Here is a 22254-nt window from a genome sequence, read left to right on the forward strand (position 1 = left end):
TAATTTGAAAAGCTACAAGAGCTTAGACATATATCTTGCCTATCTAGGTTTAGTTCCTTTCATATTCTTTTCATCATGTATACTACTAGGCCACAACAGCTTTCTAATATTTGAAAATATAGTAAAAGCTCTATCCGTATATGGATTAGTTATTACATGTTTTATGGCTGGAACCCATTGGGGCAGACAAATTAATTTAGAACCTAGCTTCACAAAGACATTGATACAAGTTGCTAGTAATTTAATTGCCATAATAATTTGGCTTGGATATCTAAACTTAGATCCACAAGATTTTATATTATTACTCATAGCAGAATTTTTAATACTACTCAAAGTCGATTACTACTTCTTTAAATTAAACCTTATTAGTTCAAAATATTTCAAATGTATAAGACTACCAATAACACTATGTGTTGTTATTTCACTAGCAGTTTCTTGGAGTCTTGTATGAAAGTGGCAATAATAGGTGCTGGTCTTGCTGGATTGACCGCTGCAAATATTCTAAAAGATTTGGCACAAATAACTATTTTTGAGAAATCTCGTGGAGTTAGTGGCAGAATGTCAACAAGATATGCTGACCCTTACTACTTTGATCATGGAGCTCAATACTTCACTGCTAAATCCCTTGAGTTTAAAGAGTTCCTTAAACCAATGATAGATCAAGGCATAATCAAAAACTGGCAAGCAAATTTTGTTGAAATCAAAAACTCTGAGATAATAAATCAAAAACCTTGGGGTAATGAATATAAACATTATGTTGGCTCTCCTAAAATGAATGCCGTAGCGCAATACTTAGCTCAAGATCTAGATATATCTCTGAACACACGTGTTAGCTCTATCACCAAAGAAGATAGACTTTGGATTGTTAAGGATGATAACAACCAATTTTTAGGATATTTTGACTGGATTATTTTTGCAATCCCATCAGACCAACTTAAAGATTTACTACCTCAAAACACTTCTTTCTATAACCAAATTAGCTCGATAAAAATGGATAGCTGCTTTTCACTAATGCTTGGTTATAATAAAGAGATTAATCTGAATTTTGATGCTGCTCTAGTACATGACGAGATAATTAGTTGGATATCTCTCAACAGCTCAAAACCAGATCGTAATACCCCTAGCTGCTTAATTATACACTCTGCAAATAAATGGGCTAATCAATATATTGATTACGATCGTGAACAAATCCTAGAAACAATTTTTGAAAGAGTCAAAGAGATATTAGCTATAAATCTAAATCAGCCAGATTATAGAACACTACATGCCTGGCGTTATGCAAATATAGGTAAACAAAATACACCTGGTTACTTTATTGATACAAACCAAAATATATCCGCATGTGGTGACTGGTGTATAAAGGGGCGTGTTGAATCTGCATTTACAAGTGCTTCAATATTGGCCAATCAGATTAAAAATTTATTATAATATCAAAAACAGAATCAAATATTATCGAAACATACCCTATCTTATTATTATATACTTAGCTGCCTCTTCAGGAGTTATTGTTCCCGCTTTAAGAAGGTTTTCTATACTTTGCTCCATAGTTGCCATACCTTTTGCCGTACCAGTCTGAAGAGCCGTGTATATTTGAGAAAGCTTATTCTCTTTTATCATATTTCTGATACCAGTATTAGAAATAAGAACCTCATACCCAGCAACACGCCCACCACCTTTACGCTTAAGAAGACGCTGAGATATTACAATCTGTAAAGATTCTGCTAACATATTACGGACTAATTCCTGCTCAGCTGGTGGAAATACCGATATTACCCTATCCACTGTTTTGATTGCTGACATTGTATGTAATGTCCCTAGTACCAAGTGACCAGTTTCAGCTGCCTCAAGAGCCAAACGTATAGTTTCTAAATCACGCATCTCCCCAACAAGAATACAATCAGGATCTTCCCTTAGTGCTGATTTTAGAGCTGCGTTAAAGCTTCTTGTATCTCTTTTGACCTCACGTTGGTTAACTAAAGCTCTTTGGCTTGTATGTACAAATTCAACAGGGTCTTCAATCGTTAGGATATGAGAATCTTCTTTTTGGTTTATCTCGTTTACTAAAGCTGCTAATGTACTACTTTTACCAGAACCTGTAGGTCCGGTAACAAGTATCAAACCACCCTTTTTAGCTTGAACTGTTTTCAGAATCTTAGGAGCCCCGAACTGATCTAGAGTGGGGATAGTATTCTCTAAACGACGAAATACAGCACCATACCCACGATTATGAAAAAATGCATTAACCCTAAATCTTGCATCATTATCTTTATCATCAATTGAAAAATCACATTCATAGGTCTCTACAAGCTCATCCTTCTGATCATCTGTCATAATCTCCAAGAGCATTTGAGAGATCATCTTATCATTTAATACAGGAGATGTTTCGATATCAATCAAGTCCCCATCAATTCTATACTTAGCTTTACAACCAGATGATAAATGTAAGTCTGACGCTTTTTTTTGCACACACAGAGTTAATAATTTTCTTATCATATATAAAAAATAAAATTAATAGTTATAGTAAAACTTTATCACTATTAAGAAACAAAAAAAACAAAGAATTAAATTATTTTTAGAGATAAATTATTTGAATAATTTTTTAAAGAAATTAGCTATTCTTGCAAATGGACAAGAAGACTCTTCAGAGTCTTTAGAGCAAGAATTATTATCAGTGTTTACTGAACTAGATTTTTTTTTTTGATCCATCATATCTTTAAGAACTGTTTGCAAGATACCGCCGTTCTTCAGATAATCAACATCAACATCTGCATCTAAACGAGCTAATGCTTCAAACGTTGTAGTATGAGCAGTCTTAGGATGTACAGCTTCAACAACAACTGTTTGACGAGGCTGAATATTATTCAAGTTTTTGATATTGAACATTTCAGTACCATCTAGACCAAGAGTCTTAGCACTTTGACCATCAAGATATTGAAGAGGTAACACACCCATACCTACAAGATTAGATCTATGAATTCTCTCATAGCTCTCAGCTATAACTGCTTTAACACCTAATAGGAAAGTACCTTTTGCAGCCCAGTCACGTGATGAGCCAGTACCATATTCTTTACCAGCCAAAATAACTAGAGGAATATCTTTCTCTTTATACTTCATAGCAGCGTCAAATACATACTGTTGAGAGCCATCAAGATGATACTTAGTATATCCTCCTTCTACGCCATCAAGAAGTAAGTTACGAATACGGATATTAGCAAATGTACCTCTCATCATAACTTCATGGTTACCACGACGAGAACCATAAGAGTTGAAATCTTTTTTCTCTACACCGTGAGACTTCAAATATTGTCCAGCAGGATACTCTTCTGGAATAGCTCCAGCAGGTGAAATATGGTCTGTAGTTACAGAGTCACCCAACATAAGTAGAGTTCTAGCACCTTTGATATCTAAGTCATCATTACCCTCTGCGAACTTCTCAAAGAAGCTTGGGCATTGGATATAAGTAGAAGAACTGTCAAACTCATAAAGCTTACCTTCAGGAGCATCAAGTTTCTTCCAATCTTCTGTACCATCAAGAACTGTAGCATATGCTTTTTCAAACATTGCAGAATTGATTACATCTGATTGGATTGCAGCAATTTCTTCTGTAGTAGGCCAAATATCTGCCAAGTATACAGCATTACCTTCCGCATCAGTTCCAATTGCATCTTCAACAGGATCAAAATCAACAGTACCAGCTAGAGCATAAGCAACCACATGGATAGGAGATGCTAGATAGTTTGCTTTAACATGAGGGTTAATACGACCTTCAAAATTACGGTTACCTGAACTTACAGAAGATACTACAAGATCAGCCTCATTGATTGCATCAACAACAGGCTCATCTAAAGGTCCTGAGTTACCAATACAAGTAGTACAACCATAACCTACTAAGTTGAAGCCTAAATTCTCTAGCTCTGGCAACAAATTAGCTTTCTCAAGATATTGAGTTACTACTTGAGATCCAGGTGCTAGAGATGTTTTAACAAAAGGCTTAACTTTAAGACCTTTTTCATTAGCTTTTTTAGCTAATAAACCAGCACCTAAAAGTAGTGATGGGTTTGATGTATTTGTACATGAAGTAATTGCGGCAATAGCAAGAGAACCATGAGTGATTTTCTCACCTAAACCTTTTACCTCTGCAGATTTCTTAAGTTGCTCTTCTGTCAAACCAAAACCATGTAGGCCCTGCTCATGAACCAAAGCCTCTGCAAATGCTTTTTTCATATCATGGAAAGCAACTCTATCTTGTGGACGCTTAGGGCCAGCAAGGTTAGACTCGATATCAGATAAGTTTATCTCTACAATACTAGAGTATTCAGGCTCTTCTGATGGATTTTCTCTAAATAGTAATTGCTCTTTATACATATCACGAGCTGCATCAACAAGCTCACTACGGTTTGTATTGTTAAAGAAGTCTAATGTTACTTCATCAACTGGGAAGAAACCTATCGTAGCACCGTACTCTGGAGCCATGTTAGCGATAGTAGCTCTATCTGGTAGAGATAAGCTCTCGAGGCCTTCTCCATAGTACTCAACAAACTTACCTACAACACCATGCTTTCTAAGTGCTTCTGTAATCTCAAGTACTAAGTCAGTTGCCGTTACACCAGTTTTTAACTTACCAGTTAGTTTAACACCAACCACATCTGGAAGTACCATGTAGTACGGCTGACCCAGCATTACAGCCTCAGCTTCGATACCACCTACACCCCAGCCTACTACACCAACACCATTGATCATGGTAGTATGAGAATCTGTACCTACTAATGTGTCTGGATAAATTACATCTTCACCATCAATATTTTTAACTAGTGCTCCTTTTGCAAGGTACTCTAAGTTAACTTGGTGAATAATACCCATCCCAGGTGGTACTACAGTGAAATCATCAAATGCCTTTTGTGCCCACTTAAGTAGACTATATCTTTCGCCATTTCTTTCAAACTCTTTAGCCACGTTTTGTGCTAGAGCTGTTTTTGTACCATAGAAATCAACTTGTACAGAGTGGTCAATTACCATAGCTGTATCTACAAGAGGATTAATCTTATCAGCATCACCACCGGCGTCTTTGATAGCCTTTCTCATAGCAGCTAAATCAACAACCGCTGGTACACCTGTAAAGTCTTGCATCACCACTCTAGCTGGCATATGTGGAATTTCAGGTCTTGAGCTAGCTTTAGCGTCCCAATCTAAAACCTTATGCATATCATCTTCTTTTACTTTGTAGCCATCTATATTTCTTAGTTGGTTTTCAAGTAATACTCTGATAGAGTAAGGAAGACGAGTTACATCTTTACCAAGCTCTTGAGAAAGTTTCTTTAAGCTATACAGAGAGTATTTCTTTCCTTTTTCCTCTATCTGTAGCTTAGTGATATTTTTAATATCAGACATGCTTTAACCTCCGTAGATACTAATTAATTTTTGCATAACACGCGTATATTTTAACCTGTTAATGACTATTTGTATATAAAATATAATCTTTCAGCTATTTTGCATCACTTTAATAGTGAAATATCAAGCTTGCCTTTTTTGAAAGGTGGACACCATAAGTAGCTTGTCTCAATAATTTTTGAAAATTTAAATACTCCATCAACAATACCATCACTACCACCGAGCATATTGCCCATCTGTAAATTGAATGATCTAAATGATAATGCAAACGCAGAGAACATGAAGCCTCCATTTAGATTATCATCTGACCAAGGCATTGATCTTCTTAGCAACTCTGCTTCTGGATCAAAGTTTTCTTTAGCAGATCTCTTAACATGAGCGAAGTCTTTCAAATCCTTAAATTGATGAGAATCATCCAAAGATCTACCAATACACTCTTCTTTCGCTGATTGGCTTGCACTATTTAACCAATCAAAGTCATGTAACCATTGCTGAAGAACCCAAAAGCTCGACCCCTCTAACTTGCCTTCTGGTATTACCGATGCTGGAACAACCTCTTCACCCTTAGGATTCTCAATACCATCTTCAAACCCTGATAAATCATATTTTCCATGATAGGTATAGCTAGAAACTATTTTTTCTACAGTAAAGAAATCTTGCAATGCTTTTCTGATGTTTAATGCGTTATGAAATAGCTCTCCTCGATCATCACCTCTTAACCAAAGTACCAAGCCATAACCATCATTATCAGGCATTCTATCATTATTGAATTTAGCTCTTTTGAAATTATCATCACTAGGAAGATCAAACATTTGCAAAAGATCTTTACCAAATCCAGCAACCACACTCTTACCATCGACAAACTTTTGTAACACCTTCAATCCAAACTTGACATCATTATCTTTATTGATACTAAACATCATATATAAAGCAGATGATGGTAAACCCTCAGTAATTCCCAATTGATATTTAATTATTTCCATCTAACTTTCCCTTATAAAATTCTCTTTAATAGTTATAATATAAACAACTACTATAAAACTCCACAAACTAATGTTAAAAAAACAACTATCTTATTTCATAATTATAGGTATATTAGCATCAATAACTAACTTTGTTATTGTATGGTTGCTTGTTGAACTTGATATCTTTAAACCTATGGTTGCAAATTTCTTTGCATTTCTTATTGCTTTTAATGTCAGCTATTTTGGACATAGATTTTTGACATTCTCCACAACAACTCAATCACATAAAAAGGCTGCTACACAGTTTTTCATCAATGTAATGATTGGTTTAGCGCTCAATGAAGGCATATATTACGTATTACTTCATCTTCTGCATATACAATATCTAATTGCACTGTTTATAACAATGGGGTTAGTCGCAGTATATACTTTTGTTGTTAGTAAATTCCTCATCTTCAAGGCATAAGATGTTTAATATAAACAAGCAAATAGGAATATACATACATTTTCCCTGGTGTGTCCGTAAATGCCCTTACTGTGATTTTAACTCTCATGCAATCAAAGATGATACATATCTTTCACAAGATTATTACAAAAAGCTAATTGCCGACTTTGATACTCATCTAACTGACCTACAAGATAGAGAAGTTATAAGTATTTTTATAGGGGGTGGCACACCTTCACTTTTCAAAGCGGATTATCTTGGTAAAGTTTTACAACACATAAAAGATAATTCAAAGCTTAATCCCAATTGTGAAATAACTCTAGAAATGAATCCTGGTACTGTCGAACGTGGCTCTATTTCAGAGTATGCAAATATTGGTATAAACCGTATCTCAGTTGGTGTACAAAGCTTTCAAAATGAAAAGCTGCAGTCATTGGGTAGAATCCATAATTGCGACAATGTTTATACAACTATTGAAGAGATTAAGAATTCAACAATTTCGAATTTTAATATTGATATCATGCATGGGCTTCCCAATCAAAGCTTTGAAGATGGTATTTTTGACATTTCTCAAGCAATTACAATGAAGCCAACTCATATATCTTGGTACCAACTAACTATAGAACCAAATACTCTTTTTGCAGCAAAGCCTCCAAAACTACCAGACGAAGAAACTTTAGAGCAAATTGAAATAACTGGTAAAAAACTACTCCAACAAGCTGAATACTATCAATATGAGATATCCGCTTATGCAAAAGATAATTTAAGATCTATTCATAACTCAAACTATTGGAATTTCGGTGACTATATAGGTATTGGTGCTGGAGCTCATAGCAAGATTACAAATCTTCAAACCAAAGAGATTAAAAGAACCTGGAAACACAAACATCCCAAAATATATTCACAAGCAAATAACTTTATAAAAGATTTTAATACTGTTGGTAAAAATGAACTAATATATGAGTTTATGTTAAATGCTTTAAGATTAAAAAATGGCTTTAGTATCAGCACTTTTGAGCAACAAACTTTTTTATCTAAGAATGAAATTATCCAAAGATTATCGCAAGGGGTAGAAAAAGGGTTACTAAGTTTCTCTAATAACAAGATCGAGCCAACAGACAAAGGTTATTTATTTCTAAATGATTGTATTAACCTTTTTATCTAATCATCATATCTAATCTGAGATAACTTACCACTAATTGCATCAACATACGCCTTAACTTCCTGCTGGCTATTATCTACACATTCAATCTCATATACACCACTCTTACTTTCAACACTAGTAATAGTTTTACACCTATCACCAGGAACCGCCCTTATAGCTTCGCTCATATTGATTTCTTTTGAGCCTTTTTTTGGCAAGGGAACTTCACCTGTATTTGGATCTATGTATATATATTCTTCTTTACCGGCATTATTGATAACTTTCGCTTTATAAGCTCCATCATCGTATTCTATTTTGTTAATTCCATCATATCCCTTGGCATAAATATTAGAAATAACTTTATTCATAGGTATAGAATTAGCTGGTGGAATATCATCTGCGTACATAACTGACGTAGATATTACTATCAGTAAAATCATCTTAGAAGCTATTAGAACTTTTCTCATTTTTTAACTTATTTTTTTTGAAAGATGACTTTAAATTACCATTACGAACTTATAATATCAATGGCATATAAAGCAATAGCTACTGTCCTAAAACAGTACTGACATAATTATTCATTTGTTTACGAAGAAACTCTATTATCCTTGTTCTATTTCTAAGGTGCTTTGACACTATTACTGCCTGCATATCATAAAAAGTTTCCGTTGTAATACTGTCTATACTAATTATAGATGAATTTGATATTTTGGCATAGTTATCCAAAAGAACCCCTGCTCCTAAACCTTTATCAATAAGAGATACTTTATGGCCATCATCCTCAACCAAATACTTTATATTTTTAATCTGTTGATTTACAGATTTACCATCTACCGTAATATTTAAGCTAAATGAAGGCTGATCTCTCCGCATAATAAAAGGAAGTTCAAAAACATTCAGAGGATTTGATTTTAAATCGTACTTATCTAATAGCTCTTGGTTAACATAAATCTTAGATGGCAAATTTACTGAATCTATAGTTGCACAGACCATCCAATGATCTTGATCTATTTTATCCAAATCTTTAAACGCTATAAATGCTATATCATAGTTATTCAACTGATAAATATAACTATTTGCTTGAGATAAAAGATAGCTATCAAATGTAAAAGTATACTCATTCTTAGGGTCTACCTCATGGATAGCTGGAGAAATATAATTAACAAATGTTCTAGTGCCAAAAATTCTTATATATTTTAATTTATCAACACCTTTATATTTACTGGAAAGAATACTATTCTCTAAATCTATATATAGCTTATGACAAGATGCATAGTATTTTTTACCATATTTTGTTATTTCGACTTTATTGCTACCTGATTGAATTAATTTAACTCCTAGATAACTTTCCAACAGCTCTAACTTATTTCTAATAGTATTAACTTCGACCGAATAATAACTCTTTACCGCTGCATAAGATCCCAGCTCTACCAATGATATAAAATACCTTGTACCTTCTATTATATTTTTGTCTACAACTTCTTTGACTTGTCTACTCATAGATAGCTAATTTAATTAGATATACCTAATACACTATAGCTATGTTATCAATAATAAAAAATATTTTATAGATGCTATCGATATATTTACTTAAACAGCTCTCAATACAGGTATTTTAAAAATTATTTCTAACAAAGTCACAAAATTTACATTCTCAAAATAGTTTTTACATATTTATCTACTTACCCTCAAAGAAGTTTAATAATTTTTCTTTATTTGTGGGTATATTTTGAAACTATTACAATAACTTTTTCATGAAAAGCCTTTCTTGCAATAATGATCTAAAGTCACTATATTAGATTTGGAAATTTAAGGATAATTAAATCTAATAATATGCCTGCTCTAATTCCATTTTTATAAGCAAAACTTTATCAAGAACTTCATTGATATGATTTGGGACTATATAAAACTATCAAGCTAGCTAAGAATATTGATTTTAAAGATTTTTCGATACTTGTTAGAAATCATATTTGGTGCACCGAGCGAGATTTGAACTCGCACGTCCTTCGGACACCACCCCCTCAAGATGGCGTGTCTACCAATTCCACCACCGGTGCAATTAAACTTTACTTAGATGCTGTTTCTTTAGTCGTAGAAGTTTTTGCAACCTCTTTTTGATATTGGTCATACTGACTAGCTATTGAGCTATCAGTGTTCGCAGTACTTACACTAGTCATTGTAGTGTGCGACTTTCCTAGGTATCCTAAAGTAAGGCAACATACAAAAAATACCGCTGTAAAAAACACTGTCATTTTAAATAGAAATGAAGCCGCACCTTTACTACCAAAAACAGTATTAGACGCTCCACCACCGAAAGAAACACCCATATTAGCTCCTTTACCTTGTTGCAACAACACAAGTGCCACAATAGCAATAGCAGCGATAATATCTATAGTTAAAATTATTCCGTACATATTTTATTTGCTTGATTTATTATTTCGTTAAACTCAGAAGCTTTCAATGATGCTCCTCCAATCAAACCACCATCAACATCTGGTAGGCTTAATATATCTTTAGCATTTTCAGCTTTTAGGCTACCACCATACACTATTTTCATATTTTTAGCAAGATTTTCATCTACTTTGGCCACTAGCGAACGAATAAACTGATGTGTTTCTTGCACCTGTTCTAATGATGCTACAACTCCTGTACCTATAGCCCAAACTGGTTCATACGCTATTACAACCTTAGCAAGTTGCTCAATAGACAAATTTTCTAGTATTAGACTTAATTGTGTTGATAATACTCTTTCTAACCTTCCAGCTTGTCTATCTTCTAGCGACTCACCTATACAAACAACTGGCACAACTGATGTATCTATAATCTTATTAACTTTTTTGAAAACATCTTGATCAGTCTCACCAAACAAAGATCTTCTTTCAGAATGTCCTATAAGTAGATAATTACATCCAATGTCATGAAGCATATCAGCTGATAGCTCTCCAGTATATGCTCCATTATCATAAAAAGTAATATTTTGTAGACCTACTCCAATTTCTTTAGGAAGTTGTGCAAGCACCTCTTTGATATATACACTTGATGGAAACACAGCTACAGCGACTTTGTTACTATTGTACTCCGCTTGTGAAATACCTCTACAAAGCTCTTCTATGCTTGCAGAGTTACCATTCATCTTCCAATTGCCCATTATTAATTTTTGCATATCTATACCAACTTTTGTTTTACTTTTTCAACCAAATATTCTGCTTCTTTTGTAGCTAAATTCTTATTGTCTGCTTCGACCATAACTCTCAAGACAGGCTCAGTCCCTGAAGGCCTTAACAATACACGTCCACGATTACTCAAGCGCTCTTCAACTTCTGCAACATCACTAGCTAGCTTAGCTAAGTGATCAGATGTTACTTTAAAATTCAGTGGGACATTGATCATCGTTTGTTGCATCAACTCACCATCTAGCTTAAATGCCGATACTGGTTTATCATTTTGTGAAAAAATAGCTAGTAACTGTATAGCTGTGGACAAACCATCACCTGTAGTTCCAAAGTTTAGATTAATAACATGACCTGATGACTCACCACCTATCTTATAACCATGCTTGACTAAATCTTCTAAAACATATCTATCGCCAACTTTAGAACGAATAAATGAGATGTTGTTTGACTTATAGTGATTTTCATAACTCATATTTGTCATCTGTGTACCTACTATACCAGCCGTACCTCCACAAATATCACTATACTGCGCGATAATATTTAGTATTCCGTCACCATCAATCTCTTGAGCATTTTCATCAACGATAATAATTCTATCAGCATCTCCATCTAATGATATTCCTAAATCAGCATTATACTCTTTTACAGCTTTTTGAATATTAGAAATACAAGTCGCTCCACAATCAACATTTATGTTTAACCCATCAGGATTAGATGCTATAGAAATGTAATCAATACCAAACCTATCAAGCAAAACTTCAAAATGCTTTGAGGCAGCTCCGTGTGCACAATCGATAACAACCTTTCCTTTATATTTAACTAAAGAGCCAAATCTATCAAATAGGTTTTCGATATACTCACGCATAAAACCATCAGCAACTTTATAACTACCAAATCTATATTCTGGTTGATAAATAAAGTCTGAATCTATTTTGGCTTCAATCTCTTCTTCTAACGCATCATCCAACTTAAAACCTTCTGATGAAAAAAGCTTAACTCCGTTATCAGTAAATTTATTATGTGATGCAGTAATTACAAACCCAGCAGCGGCTTTATGCTTTACTGTTATGAATGCTACAACAGGAGTAGGAACCACTTCTAAATCAATAACATCAATCCCTGCCGCATTTAAACCTGAGACTAAGGCAAATTTTAAGAACTTTCCAGAGCTACGCGTATCTTGCCCAACAATAGCAATTTTAGGATAACCTTTATCAATTATGAATGTACCAACCGCATTCCCAAGTTTTTGCATAAACTCTGCCTGTATGACAGAGTTACCAACCTCTCCACGAATACCATCTGTACCAAAATACTTAGCCATAATCTTCCTTTAGTATTTTACCAACGACGAAACATTATACCCTTCAAGAACTTTTCCACCATTTAAGCCATCAAGCTCTATTACAAATATAAGGCCTGCAACATTTGCTTGAGTTTTCTCGATAAGCTGTACTGTGGCTTTTGCCGTACCACCAGTTGCCAACAAATCATCAACAACTAGCACACTATCTGACGGCTTAAAAGCATCTTTATGAATTTCTAAACTATCACTACCATACTCTAGCTCATAGCTTACACTATAAGTTTCTCTAGGAAGTTTGCCTGGCTTTCTAACAGGCACAAATCCTAAACCTAAGACTTCCGCAAGTGCAACCCCAAAAATAAAACCTCTACTTTCAGTACCTGCAATAATTGTTGGGTTTATACCCTTTGCTTTAAGTTCTTTAGCCATAGCCAAAGCAGTTATCTTCAGACCTTCAGGATCTGCTAGTAATGGAGTAATATCTCTAAAAATTATACCCGGCTTTGGAAAATCAGGCACGGCTACAATTCTATCTTTTATAAAATCTAAACTCATGGAAATATAATACCTTTAGAATAAGTTTGAATAGAATAATTAAACTTGTAAAAGAATTCTATTAGGATCTTCAAGCAATTCTTTGATCATCTTTAAAAATCTTACAGATGTTCCACCATCAATAATTCTATGATCATAAGATAATGCCAAGTACATGATTGGACGTATTTTGATCTCACCATTAACTACCATAGGTCTTTCGACAATGTTATGCATACCTAAGATTGCACTCTGTGGTGAGTTAATGATTGGTGTAGATAGCATAGATCCATAGGTACCACCATTAGTGATAGTGAACGTACCGCCTTGCATATCTTCTAAGCTTAACTTGCCATCACGACCTTTAATTGCTTTATCAAGCACATCAGCCTCTAGCTCCGCTAAGGATTTACTGTCAGTATCTCTTAAAACTGGTACTACTAAACCTCTATCTGTACCAACAGCAATACCGATATCAAAGAAGTTATGATAAACAATTTCATCACCATCAATTGAAGCATTAACATCCGGAAACTTCTTAAGAGCTTCAGTCGCAGCTTTTATAAAGAATGACATAAATCCAAGCTTAGTATCATGCTCTTTGACAAACATGTCTTTATATTTTTTTCTAAGCTCCATAACTGCTGTCATATCCACTTCATTAAAAGTAGTCAAAATCGCATTAGTATGTTGAACTTCAACTAACCTGTTTGCAATTGTTTGACGCAGACGAGTCATTTTAACTCTTTTTTCATATCTTGGACCTTGATTAGCAACTACAGTCGGCTGTTGTGGTTTACTACTAGATGCTGCCTTTTTAATATCTTCAGATGTTATACGTCCCTTTTTACCAGTACCTTCGATACTAGCAGCAGATTCTAATCCACTTGAATTAAATGCCTTACGCGCAGAAGGGACTAGATGCGGATCATTACCTGTGCTATCAGCTTGAGATTTCACTTCTTCTTTGGCTACTGTAGCAATAGCCGCACCTTCTGAAATTTTTGCAATTAATTCTGATGAAAGAACTGTTTCACCAGCAGGTTTCAATATTTTAGACAATACACCATTTGATGTCGCTGGAACTTCCATAACTACTTTATCAGTCTCTATCTCAGCTAAAATATCACCTTCGGCAACAGCTTCACCTTCTTGCTTATGCCACTCAGAAACTGTACCATCTGCAACAGACTCTGGGAAAACAGGCGCTTTAACATCGATCTCCTTGCCTGATGATTGTGTAGCCTGAGCTGTTTCTTCAGTAGCAACCACTTCTTGAGCAGAGTCAGCAGCCACAGCATCTGTATCAATACTTGCTAAAGATTCTTCAGAAAGCACAGTATCTCCTTCATGCTTTTTAATGCCTTTAAGGACTCCGCTCGCTGTCGCTGGAACTTCCATAACTACTTTATCAGTTTCAATTTCAGCGATAATATCACCTTCTTCAACAAAGTCGCCTTCATTCTTATTCCATTGAGCTAATGTGCCATCTGCAACGGACTCCGGAAACATAGGTACTTTTAATTCAACCATTTCTTACTCCTAGTAATAATTCAAATTTTATATTTCTAAAGCTCTATTAATAATTTCTTCTTGCTGCTTAACATACAAAGCGTGGTAACCGACTGCAGGAGTAGATGATCTTTCCCTTGCTACACACAGCAACTCTTGGTTTTTAGATACAAGCTTCTCTATAAAGTGTCTAATATTGTACCAAGCTCCTTTATTCTGCGGTTCTTCTTGCAACCATACAACTTTGTCAACTTGCTTATATTTTGCAAAGATATTTGCTAATTCCTCTTGTGGGAATGGATATAGCTCTTCGAGTCTTACTACAGCAATATCCTTATGAGTATCTTGCTTTTTAGCAATCAAATCATAATAAACTTTACCATTACAAAGTATTAATTTCTTAACTTTATTTTCACTAGCATTTGCATCATCTATAATAGGCTCAAACTTACCTTTTGAAAGCTCTTCTAGTGTAGACACAGCCATAGGATTTCTTAATAAACTCTTAGGTGTCATTACGATCAATGGCTTTCTAAGCGGTCTAATTACTTGACGTCTTAATAAATGATAAATTTGTGCTGGTGTTGTAGGTGTACACACTTGCATATTTTTATTGGCACATGAACTCAAGAATCGTTCTAAACGCGCTGAAGAGTGCTCAGCACCAGCACCTTCTTGACCATGAGGCAAAAATAATGTCAAGCCAGACAAAATACCCCATTTTTCTTCTGCTGCCACTAAGAATTGATCTATTACAACCTGAGCAGTATTTACGAAGTCACCAAACTGCGCCTCCCAAATTACTAGAGAGTCGGGACTATAGCAACTATAACCATATTCAAAGCCTAATACTCCATACTCTGAAAGTGTAGAATCAATAATATCAAACCTAACATTTTCATTAATATGCTTCAGTGGTACATATTCTTTTAGCTGAGAACTAGTGTTCATGTTTTTAACAACAGCATGTCGATGAGAGAAAGTACCTCTACCACTATCTTCTCCAGATATTCTTACTGAATAACCTTCATCAAGTAGTGTTGCATAAGCAAGAGATTCTGCAAATCCCCAATTTAAAGGAAGCTCTCCGTTTGCCATCTTCACTCTATCTGTTAATGCCTTTTTAACTTGCATCTGCGCCTTAACTTCTTCAGGCACTTCACTCATTCTTAATGCTAGCTCTTTAAGACCTTCTTCTGCTATTGCGTTATAGCTATATTTAGTTTCTTGCTTACCTATATAAGGAAGCCAATCACAAACATTAAGTTTGTCTTTCACTGTTTTTCTATCAAGAATATCTATCGTAACTTTACCATTATCAAGCTTACTACGATAATTAGCATTCAACTGTGCAAGAAGGCCTGCATCAATAGCACCTTCGTTGATAAGTTTTTCACTATATAACTTTAATGTTGTAGGAAGCTTCTTAATTACCTCGTACATTTGTGGCTGAGTTCCTGATGGCTCATCAGTTTCATTATGTCCATTCCTACGATAACAAACCAAATCAATAACCACATCCTTATTGAATTTCATACGATACTCAAGAGCTATATCAGCAACCTTAAGAACAGCTTCAGGATCATCACAGTTTACATGAAATATTGGTGCATCAACCATCTTAGCAATATCAGTAGAATAATTACTACTTCTATTTACACCAAATGTACTACTAGTTGTAAACCCAACCTGGTTGTTAACTACAAGATGAACCGTACCACCAGTTCCATATGCTTCTGTGAGTGAAAAACCAAAAGTTTCCATAACAATACCTTGTCCACAGAAAGCCGAATCACCATGTATCAATATAGGTAAAACCTTGTTATGAACATTACCATCTAGCTTATCTTGTATAGCTTTAGCTGCACCTTCAACCACAGGATCAACAGTTTCAAGATGTGAGGGGTTAAATGCTAGTGCAATTTTTGCCTCTTTACCATCAACACACCTATAATTCGAGTATCCCATATGGTACTTAACGTCACCAGATAAACTTTTTTCACTTTGCTTACCTTCAAACTCTTCAAACAAATCCTTAGGATTTTTACCCATCACATTTACAAGAACATTTAAACGTCCTCTATGAGCCATACCTAGCTGAATGAATCTTGTTGAGTGTCTAGAAACTGCTTTTTCAATAACATGCTGAAGTGAAGGGATTAGGGATTCACCACCCTCTAAGCCAAATCTTTTCTGACCAACATACCTTAGAGCTAAATATTTCTCTAACCCCTCAGCTGCGACTAACTGCTGTAAAATCCATTTCTTATCTGATTGAGATGTAGACAAGTTTTTTTCAATCTTGTCTTGAAGCCATAATTTTTCTTCTTTATTTCCTATGTATCTATACTCATAGCCGACACTAGACTCATAAATTGATTTAGCTTTTTCTACCACTTCTTTCAGACTAATAGCTTTATTATCAGTAAAATCACCAAGATTAACCTTTTCAGACAAGTCTTTTTCAGAAAGTCCATGAGCAGACAATTCCAAATCAGAATCTCTCTGGTATTTCATTAGTCCTAATGGATCAATATTTGCTGATTTATAGCCATGTGAACGATAGGCTTTGACAAGAGCCTTAGCCTTTAGCCCAACATCTCCTTCGCCATTAACGATAGCTGTGGATGTAGCTTTATTTTTAGCCAGAAACTTAAACTCATCTACCAAATCACGATGTACAGTATCAGTTGAGCTAGCTATAGAATCAAAAAAGGACAACCATTTTGGATCAATATCCTCATAGTTGCCCATTACATAGTCATCATATATTGATTCAAGATACTCTAGATTACCTCCGAAGAGCTGGGTTGTTTCCAACCATTGACTAAAATCCGGTTGTTGTTTTTTCATATAAATACCTAAATAACAGGTTTTAAATTTTACACATTTTTACTTAGTAGTGCTGACCTAATCTTACCAATTGCTTCTGTAGGATTAAGACCTTTAGGACACACAGATACACAGTTCATAATTGTTCTACATCTAAAGAGACTAAAAGGATCTTTCAAATCATCTAATCTCTGCTCTGTAGCTGTATCTCTTGAGTCTGCGATAAACCTATATGCCTGCAATAAGCCTGACGGACCTATAAACTTATCTGGATTCCACCAGAATGATGGGCATGAAGCAGTACAACATGCACATAAAATACACTCATAAAGACCATCAAGCTTAGCTCTATCTTCAGGAGATTGTAATCTTTCCTTAACTGGTGGCTCTTCATCATTAATAAGATATGGTTTTACTTTTTCATAGTTTTTATAAAACTGCTTCATATCAACAATCAAATCTCTAACCACAGGTAAACCCGGCAAAGGATTAACCTTGATTGGCTGCTTCAACTCGCCAACTGAAGTAATACAAGCCAAGCGGTTTTTACCATTAATATTCATACCATCAGAACCACAAACACCTTCTCTACAAGATCTTCTCATAGCTAATGTAGGGTCTTGCTCCTTAATGAGCTCAAGAGCTGTTAAAACTTTAACACCCTCATTTTCTACCGTAATAGTATATTCATCATAATATGGCTTTTTATCTACTTCTGGATTATATCTATAAATTTTAAATCTTACGTCCATTACACTAAATCCTCGTAATTAATACTTACGTTCTGCTGGTTGGAAAGCTTTAACCTTAGTAGGTGACATATTCACATCACGCTGTGATGTTTTATCACCATCTAAGAAATATAGCGTATGCTTCATCCAGTTTTTATCATCTCTATCAGGATAGTCTACTCTTGAGTGCGCCCCTCTAGACTCTTTTCTTTCAAGAGCCAACTTCGCAGTTGCTATCGCAGTTAATACTAGGTTATCTAGCTCTAGCGCTTCTATTCTCATCATATTGAAAATTCTAGAATTATCTTCAAGAACTGCATTATCCAGCCTTTCTCTAATCTTAAATAGCTTATCGAGACCTTCTTTCATTGTGCTTTCCTGTCTAAATACAGAAAAATACTGCTGCATTGTTTGTTGCAACTCTTTTCTAAGCACTGCGATCTTTTCTTGACAACCTCTCTGCTCAGAAGTATCCCACTTTGTGATTCTAGCAGTTGCTTTCTCAATATTCTCTTGCGAAACTTCCTTCATAGGCATACCTTCTTTAAGGCTTTGTTCAGCGTGCATACCCGCAGCTCTACCAAATACTACCAAATCTAACAACGAGTTACTACCAAGCCTATTAGCACCATGGACTGATACAGAAGCACATTCTCCAACAGCATATAAGCCACCAATAACTTTATCTTCACCATCAACTTGAGTAATCACTTGGCCATGCTTATTAGTCGGTATACCTCCCATCTGATAATGACAAGTAGGTACAACAGGTATCGGTTTTTCTACAGGATCAATTCCAGCAAAAGTTCTACCCAATTCTCTAACTGTAGGAAGCCTTTCATCAATGACATCTTCACCCAAGTGTGTTAAGTCTAACCAAACACAGCTTGTACCGGAGAAAGTATCGCCTCGACCTTCCATAATTTCTTGCTGCGACGCACGAGATACAACATCACGACAAGCAAGATCCTTAGCATTTGGAGCATATCTCTCCATGAATCTTTCACCATCTTTATTACGCAACACACCACCTTCGCCACGGCATCCTTCAGTAACAAGAACTCCAGCTCCTGCAATACCAGTTGGATGAAACTGCCAAAACTCCATATCCTGAAGAGGAAGGTCAGCTCTTAGTGCCAGACCCATACCATCGCCAGTATTAATATAAGCGTTAGTACTAGACTCATATATGCGCCCAGCTCCACCAGTAGCCAAAATTGTGATCTTAGCCTTTAAGAAAACAGTTTCTCCTGTTTCGATACTTAAAGCTATGACACCTGCGACACTTCCATCATCAGCTTTAACTAAATCAACAGCAAACCACTCTGTATAAAAATCTGTTTTATGAGCCAAATTACCTTGGTATAAAGTATGTAAAAGAGCATGACCTGTTCTATCGGCTGCCGCGCAGGTTCTCTCAGCTTGATTAGCTGGGTCATAGTTTCTTGACATACCACCAAACGCTCGCTGATATATCTTACCATTTTTGAGTCTTGAGAAAGGCATACCCATATGCTCTAGCTCAATAATTGATTGTGGAGCATGCTCACACATATACTCTATAGCGTCCTGATCACCAATATAATCAGAACCCTTAACAGTATCATACATGTGCCACTTCCAATCATCTGAAGGAAGATCATCATCAAAATCTATATTCCCCAAAGCTGCTGCGATACCACCCTGAGCCGCAACCGTGTGCGATCTAGTAGGGAAAACTTTAGAAACAACAGCTGTTTTAAAACCTGACTGCGAAAGCTGGAAAGATGCTCTCATACCAGCACCACCTGCTCCTATTACAATAGCGTCAAATTCTTGCGTAGCTATACTCATAAAAATAACCTCTTAGTAAAAAAATAAAACTGCAAACAACCAAAAAAAGCAGAATACATAAACTAAAACAAAACTCAGCATAACAAGAGCTGATGCCCAAGCACACTTAATATAGTCACCACAGATAATCCAAATACCTACCCAAGCATGAAAAAACATTGCCAAATAAGCCATCAATGTAGCAACTCTGAAGAACATACCATCAGTAAACAAACCTCTCCAGCTATCGTAATTAAGAGTTCCTGAGTAGGACAAACATAAAGCCTCAACGATAAGATAACCAAAATAAGCCGCAATAATTACTGCAGTAACTCTTTGTACAAAAAAGTCTTTAATACCCGATGAAGTTAATGAAATTACAGCCATAAGTAGCACCCCCATAAAATAGCCGATAAAACACCTAATACAATAACTAATAGCGAAGTAAATTTAGCAACCTTCATACTTTCACCAAAGCCCAAATCCATGATCATGTGTCTAACACCTGCGTAAACATGATATGTAATAGATGACAAAAAAAGCCAAAAAAACACGCTACACCAACCTTTGGTTAATATAGCAACTGTTTGCTGGTAGCCATCAGGACCCGCTAGAGTATAGTTCATACCAACCACTGCCAAAGGGATTGCAAAAATCAACACCACACCAGAGATACGGTGTAGTATAGAACTAATGGCGGTGATAGGAAACTTATAAGATTTAATTGACATTAAATCAACATTTGTAATTCTTTTCATGCTCGACATTCCTCCGAAGCAATTTTTATATGTATATCAGTAAATTGGATGTAAACCAATGTCATACCACAACCCTTAAATAATATATTTTTACTAAAACAAATTCAAATACTTAAACAGTTTTTTAATCCTTATTTAGTTTAAATTACAACAACACAAGCTACAAAACATTATCACATATAGCGAGAACACTTTAGGCTTATATTTTTTTTATTTGCAAAAGAGAAATCTTTAGCTTATTATTCCCCTGTAACGATACCTAATAAGCATATTTTTAAAAGGTATCTTTTTATTGCAAACCACTTGCATTGTATTTTTTGATCAACTCACTTGGAGGCCTATTAATGAGTAAATATGCAACTCTTAAGTATGCAGAAAAAAATATTGAAATAGAATTACCAGTCTACACTCCTAGCCTTGGTAATGACTGCATCGATGTATCATCTCTGGTAAAGCATGGTGTCTTTACTTACGATCCTGGATTTATGTCAACTGCTGCGTGTGAGTCTACAATCACATATATCGACGGTGGCAAAGGTGTTCTTCTTCACAGGGGCTATCCAATAGAAGAATGGACACAAAAATCAAACTACAGAAGTCTTTGCTATGCTTTAATATATGGAGAGCTTGGCAATGATACTCAAATCAACGATTTTAGAAGCGAAATCATTTCAAAAATGCCAGTATGTGAGCATGTCAAAGCTGCTATATCGTCTATGCCACAGCATACACACCCAATGTCTGGGTTAATTGCTGGTGTTAATGTATTAGCTGCTGAGCATATACACAATGGTCAAATAGAAGCTCAAGATGATGTTGCTAAAAATATTGTTGCTAAAATTGCTACTATTGCAGCAATGGCTTACAGACATAACCAAGGCAAAAAGTTCTTAGAACCTAAGAAAGAGTATGGCTACGCAGAAAACTTTATCTATATGATGTTTGGTGAAGATGAAAACTTTAAACCTGACGAGCTACATGTTAAGGCTATGGATACTATCTTCATGCTTCATGCTGATCATGAACAAAACGCTTCAACATCAACCGTTAGACTTTCTGGTTCCACTGGTAACTCTCCTTATGCTGCTATCATTGCTGGTATTACTGCTCTATGGGGTCCTGCTCATGGCGGTGCTAATGAAGCTGTATTAAAGATGCTATCAAAAATTGGTAGCGTTGATAATATCGACAAATTCATCGAGAAAGCGAAAGATAAAAATGATCCATTTAGACTAATGGGCTTCGGGCATAGAGTATACAAAAACACTGATCCGAGAGCCACAGCTATGAAAGCTAACTGCGAAGAAATTCTAGCTAAGCTAGGTAACAGTGACAACCCGCTTCTTGCCATAGCTAAAAAATTAGAAGAAATTGCCCTACAAGATAGCTATTTTATCGATAGAAAACTTTTCCCGAATGTAGATTTCTACTCAGGAATTATCTTAAAAGCTATGGGTATCCCAGAAAGCATGTTTACAGCGATATTTGCTCTTGCAAGAACTTCTGGCTGGATATCTCAATGGATCGAAATGGTTAATGATCCTGCACAAAAAATTGGGCGTCCAAGACAGTTATACACTGGTGCAACTAGTAGAGATCTTTAATTTAATCAAAACTACATTCTTATTTTATTTACTTTTCTATCCAATTAAAC

At 35.4% G+C, this 22254-nt stretch carries 20 protein-coding genes, 1 tRNA gene and 1 pseudogene; 5 read left to right on the forward strand and 17 right to left on the reverse strand.

Features of this window, described 5'->3' with window-relative positions; all coding sequences use genetic code 11:
* Window positions 1-4 precede the first annotated feature (4 nt).
* Complete coding sequence (locus tag FQ699_RS01875) at window positions 5-451, forward strand: DUF3429 domain-containing protein (protein WP_146420881.1); 447 nt, start codon at window positions 5-7, stop codon at window positions 449-451.
* On the forward strand, window positions 448-1428 hold the full coding sequence (locus FQ699_RS01880) for an NAD(P)/FAD-dependent oxidoreductase (protein ID WP_146420882.1): 981 nt from the start codon (window positions 448-450) through the stop codon (window positions 1426-1428). Before FQ699_RS01875 ends, FQ699_RS01880 begins: the two co-directional genes overlap by 4 nt.
* A gap of 36 nt (window positions 1429-1464) precedes the next feature.
* On the opposite strand, the gene FQ699_RS01885 is transcribed toward FQ699_RS01880, so the two are convergent.
* The 3 genes from FQ699_RS01885 to FQ699_RS01895 all read right to left on the reverse strand — a co-directional run bounded on the left by FQ699_RS01885 (window position 1465) and on the right by FQ699_RS01895 (window position 6371).
* Entirely contained in the window at window positions 1465-2493 is a 1029-nt protein-coding gene (locus FQ699_RS01885) for a type IV pilus twitching motility protein PilT (RefSeq protein WP_146420883.1), read from the reverse strand.
* 90 nt (window positions 2494-2583) lie between these two features.
* Window positions 2584-5388, reverse strand: coding sequence for an aconitate hydratase AcnA (acnA, locus tag FQ699_RS01890; RefSeq protein WP_146420884.1), 2805 nt, complete (start codon window positions 5386-5388; stop codon window positions 2584-2586).
* Between the two features lie 104 nt (window positions 5389-5492).
* Window positions 5493-6371 (reverse strand): Dyp-type peroxidase, encoded by an 879-nt coding sequence (locus tag FQ699_RS01895; protein ID WP_146420885.1) that lies wholly within the window; start codon window positions 6369-6371, stop codon window positions 5493-5495.
* Window positions 6372-6441: 70 nt separating this feature from the next.
* Here FQ699_RS01895 and FQ699_RS01900 point away from each other — a divergent pair, with 70 nt between their 5' ends.
* Window positions 6442-6819, forward strand: coding sequence for a GtrA family protein (locus tag FQ699_RS01900; RefSeq protein ID WP_146420886.1), 378 nt, complete (start codon window positions 6442-6444; stop codon window positions 6817-6819).
* Between the two features lies 1 nt (window position 6820).
* Entirely contained in the window at window positions 6821-7963 is a 1143-nt protein-coding gene (gene hemW / locus FQ699_RS01905) for a radical SAM family heme chaperone HemW (protein ID WP_146420887.1), read from the forward strand.
* On the opposite strand, the gene FQ699_RS01910 is transcribed toward hemW, so the two are convergent.
* The 14 genes and pseudogenes from FQ699_RS01910 to sdhC form a co-directional block, all read right to left on the reverse strand.
* Window positions 7960-8409 (reverse strand): PepSY domain-containing protein, encoded by a 450-nt coding sequence (locus FQ699_RS01910; protein WP_146420888.1) that lies wholly within the window; start codon window positions 8407-8409, stop codon window positions 7960-7962. The two genes, hemW and FQ699_RS01910, sit on opposite strands and share 4 nt — an antisense overlap.
* A 79-nt stretch (window positions 8410-8488) precedes the next feature.
* The gene (locus tag FQ699_RS01915; RefSeq protein WP_013922362.1) at window positions 8489-9442 is read right to left on the reverse strand and encodes a LysR family transcriptional regulator domain-containing protein; all 954 of its coding nucleotides are present in this window, start codon (window positions 9440-9442) and stop codon (window positions 8489-8491) included.
* A gap of 471 nt (window positions 9443-9913) precedes the next feature.
* Window positions 9914-9999: transfer RNA gene (locus tag FQ699_RS01920), tRNA-Leu, on the reverse strand.
* A gap of 9 nt (window positions 10000-10008) precedes the next feature.
* Window positions 10009-10356, reverse strand: coding sequence for a preprotein translocase subunit SecG (gene secG / locus FQ699_RS01925; RefSeq protein ID WP_146420889.1), 348 nt, complete (start codon window positions 10354-10356; stop codon window positions 10009-10011).
* Window positions 10344-11105, reverse strand: a complete 762-nt coding sequence (gene tpiA / locus FQ699_RS01930; protein ID WP_146420890.1) for a triose-phosphate isomerase — start codon at window positions 11103-11105, stop codon at window positions 10344-10346. The genes secG and tpiA overlap by 13 nt, the downstream gene beginning before the upstream one ends.
* Window positions 11106-11107: 2 nt before the next feature.
* Complete coding sequence (gene glmM, locus FQ699_RS01935; protein WP_146420891.1) at window positions 11108-12439, reverse strand: phosphoglucosamine mutase; 1332 nt, start codon at window positions 12437-12439, stop codon at window positions 11108-11110.
* A 9-nt stretch (window positions 12440-12448) separates the two neighbouring features.
* The gene (locus FQ699_RS01940; protein ID WP_146420892.1) at window positions 12449-12976 is read right to left on the reverse strand and encodes an adenine phosphoribosyltransferase; all 528 of its coding nucleotides are present in this window, start codon (window positions 12974-12976) and stop codon (window positions 12449-12451) included.
* Between the two features lie 39 nt (window positions 12977-13015).
* A complete protein-coding gene (gene odhB / locus FQ699_RS01945) occupies window positions 13016-14227 on the reverse strand; it encodes a 2-oxoglutarate dehydrogenase complex dihydrolipoyllysine-residue succinyltransferase (protein ID WP_369852990.1) in 1212 nt (403 codons plus the stop codon).
* A gap of 96 nt (window positions 14228-14323) precedes the next feature.
* A pseudogene (locus tag FQ699_RS09935) lies at window positions 14324-14488 on the reverse strand (biotin/lipoyl-containing protein); the annotation flags it as partial.
* 27 nt (window positions 14489-14515) lie between these two features.
* On the reverse strand, window positions 14516-17320 hold the full coding sequence (locus FQ699_RS01950) for a 2-oxoglutarate dehydrogenase E1 component (RefSeq protein WP_146420894.1): 2805 nt from the start codon (window positions 17318-17320) through the stop codon (window positions 14516-14518).
* 29 nt (window positions 17321-17349) lie between these two features.
* Window positions 17350-18051, reverse strand: coding sequence for a succinate dehydrogenase iron-sulfur subunit (locus tag FQ699_RS01955; RefSeq protein WP_146420895.1), 702 nt, complete (start codon window positions 18049-18051; stop codon window positions 17350-17352).
* Between the two features lie 18 nt (window positions 18052-18069).
* Window positions 18070-19863: a succinate dehydrogenase flavoprotein subunit gene (sdhA, locus tag FQ699_RS01960; RefSeq protein WP_146420896.1), complete on the reverse strand. Its 1794-nt coding sequence runs from the start codon at window positions 19861-19863 to the stop codon at window positions 18070-18072.
* Between the two features lie 12 nt (window positions 19864-19875).
* Entirely contained in the window at window positions 19876-20244 is a 369-nt protein-coding gene (gene sdhD, locus FQ699_RS01965; protein WP_146420897.1) for a succinate dehydrogenase, hydrophobic membrane anchor protein, read from the reverse strand.
* Window positions 20220-20600 carry a succinate dehydrogenase, cytochrome b556 subunit gene (sdhC, locus tag FQ699_RS01970; protein WP_146420898.1) on the reverse strand — a complete coding sequence of 127 codons (381 nt, stop codon included), beginning with the start codon at window positions 20598-20600 and terminating at the stop codon, window positions 20220-20222. The genes sdhD and sdhC overlap by 25 nt, the downstream gene beginning before the upstream one ends.
* 344 nt (window positions 20601-20944) lie before the next feature.
* On the opposite strand from sdhC, the gene FQ699_RS01975 reads away from it, so the two are divergent.
* Window positions 20945-22204, forward strand: coding sequence for a citrate synthase (locus FQ699_RS01975; protein ID WP_013922341.1), 1260 nt, complete (start codon window positions 20945-20947; stop codon window positions 22202-22204).
* Window positions 22205-22254 lie beyond the last annotated feature (50 nt).

This window comes from Francisella salimarina (assembly GCF_007923265.1).
Taxonomy (GTDB): Bacteria; Pseudomonadota; Gammaproteobacteria; order Francisellales; family Francisellaceae; genus Francisella; species Francisella salimarina.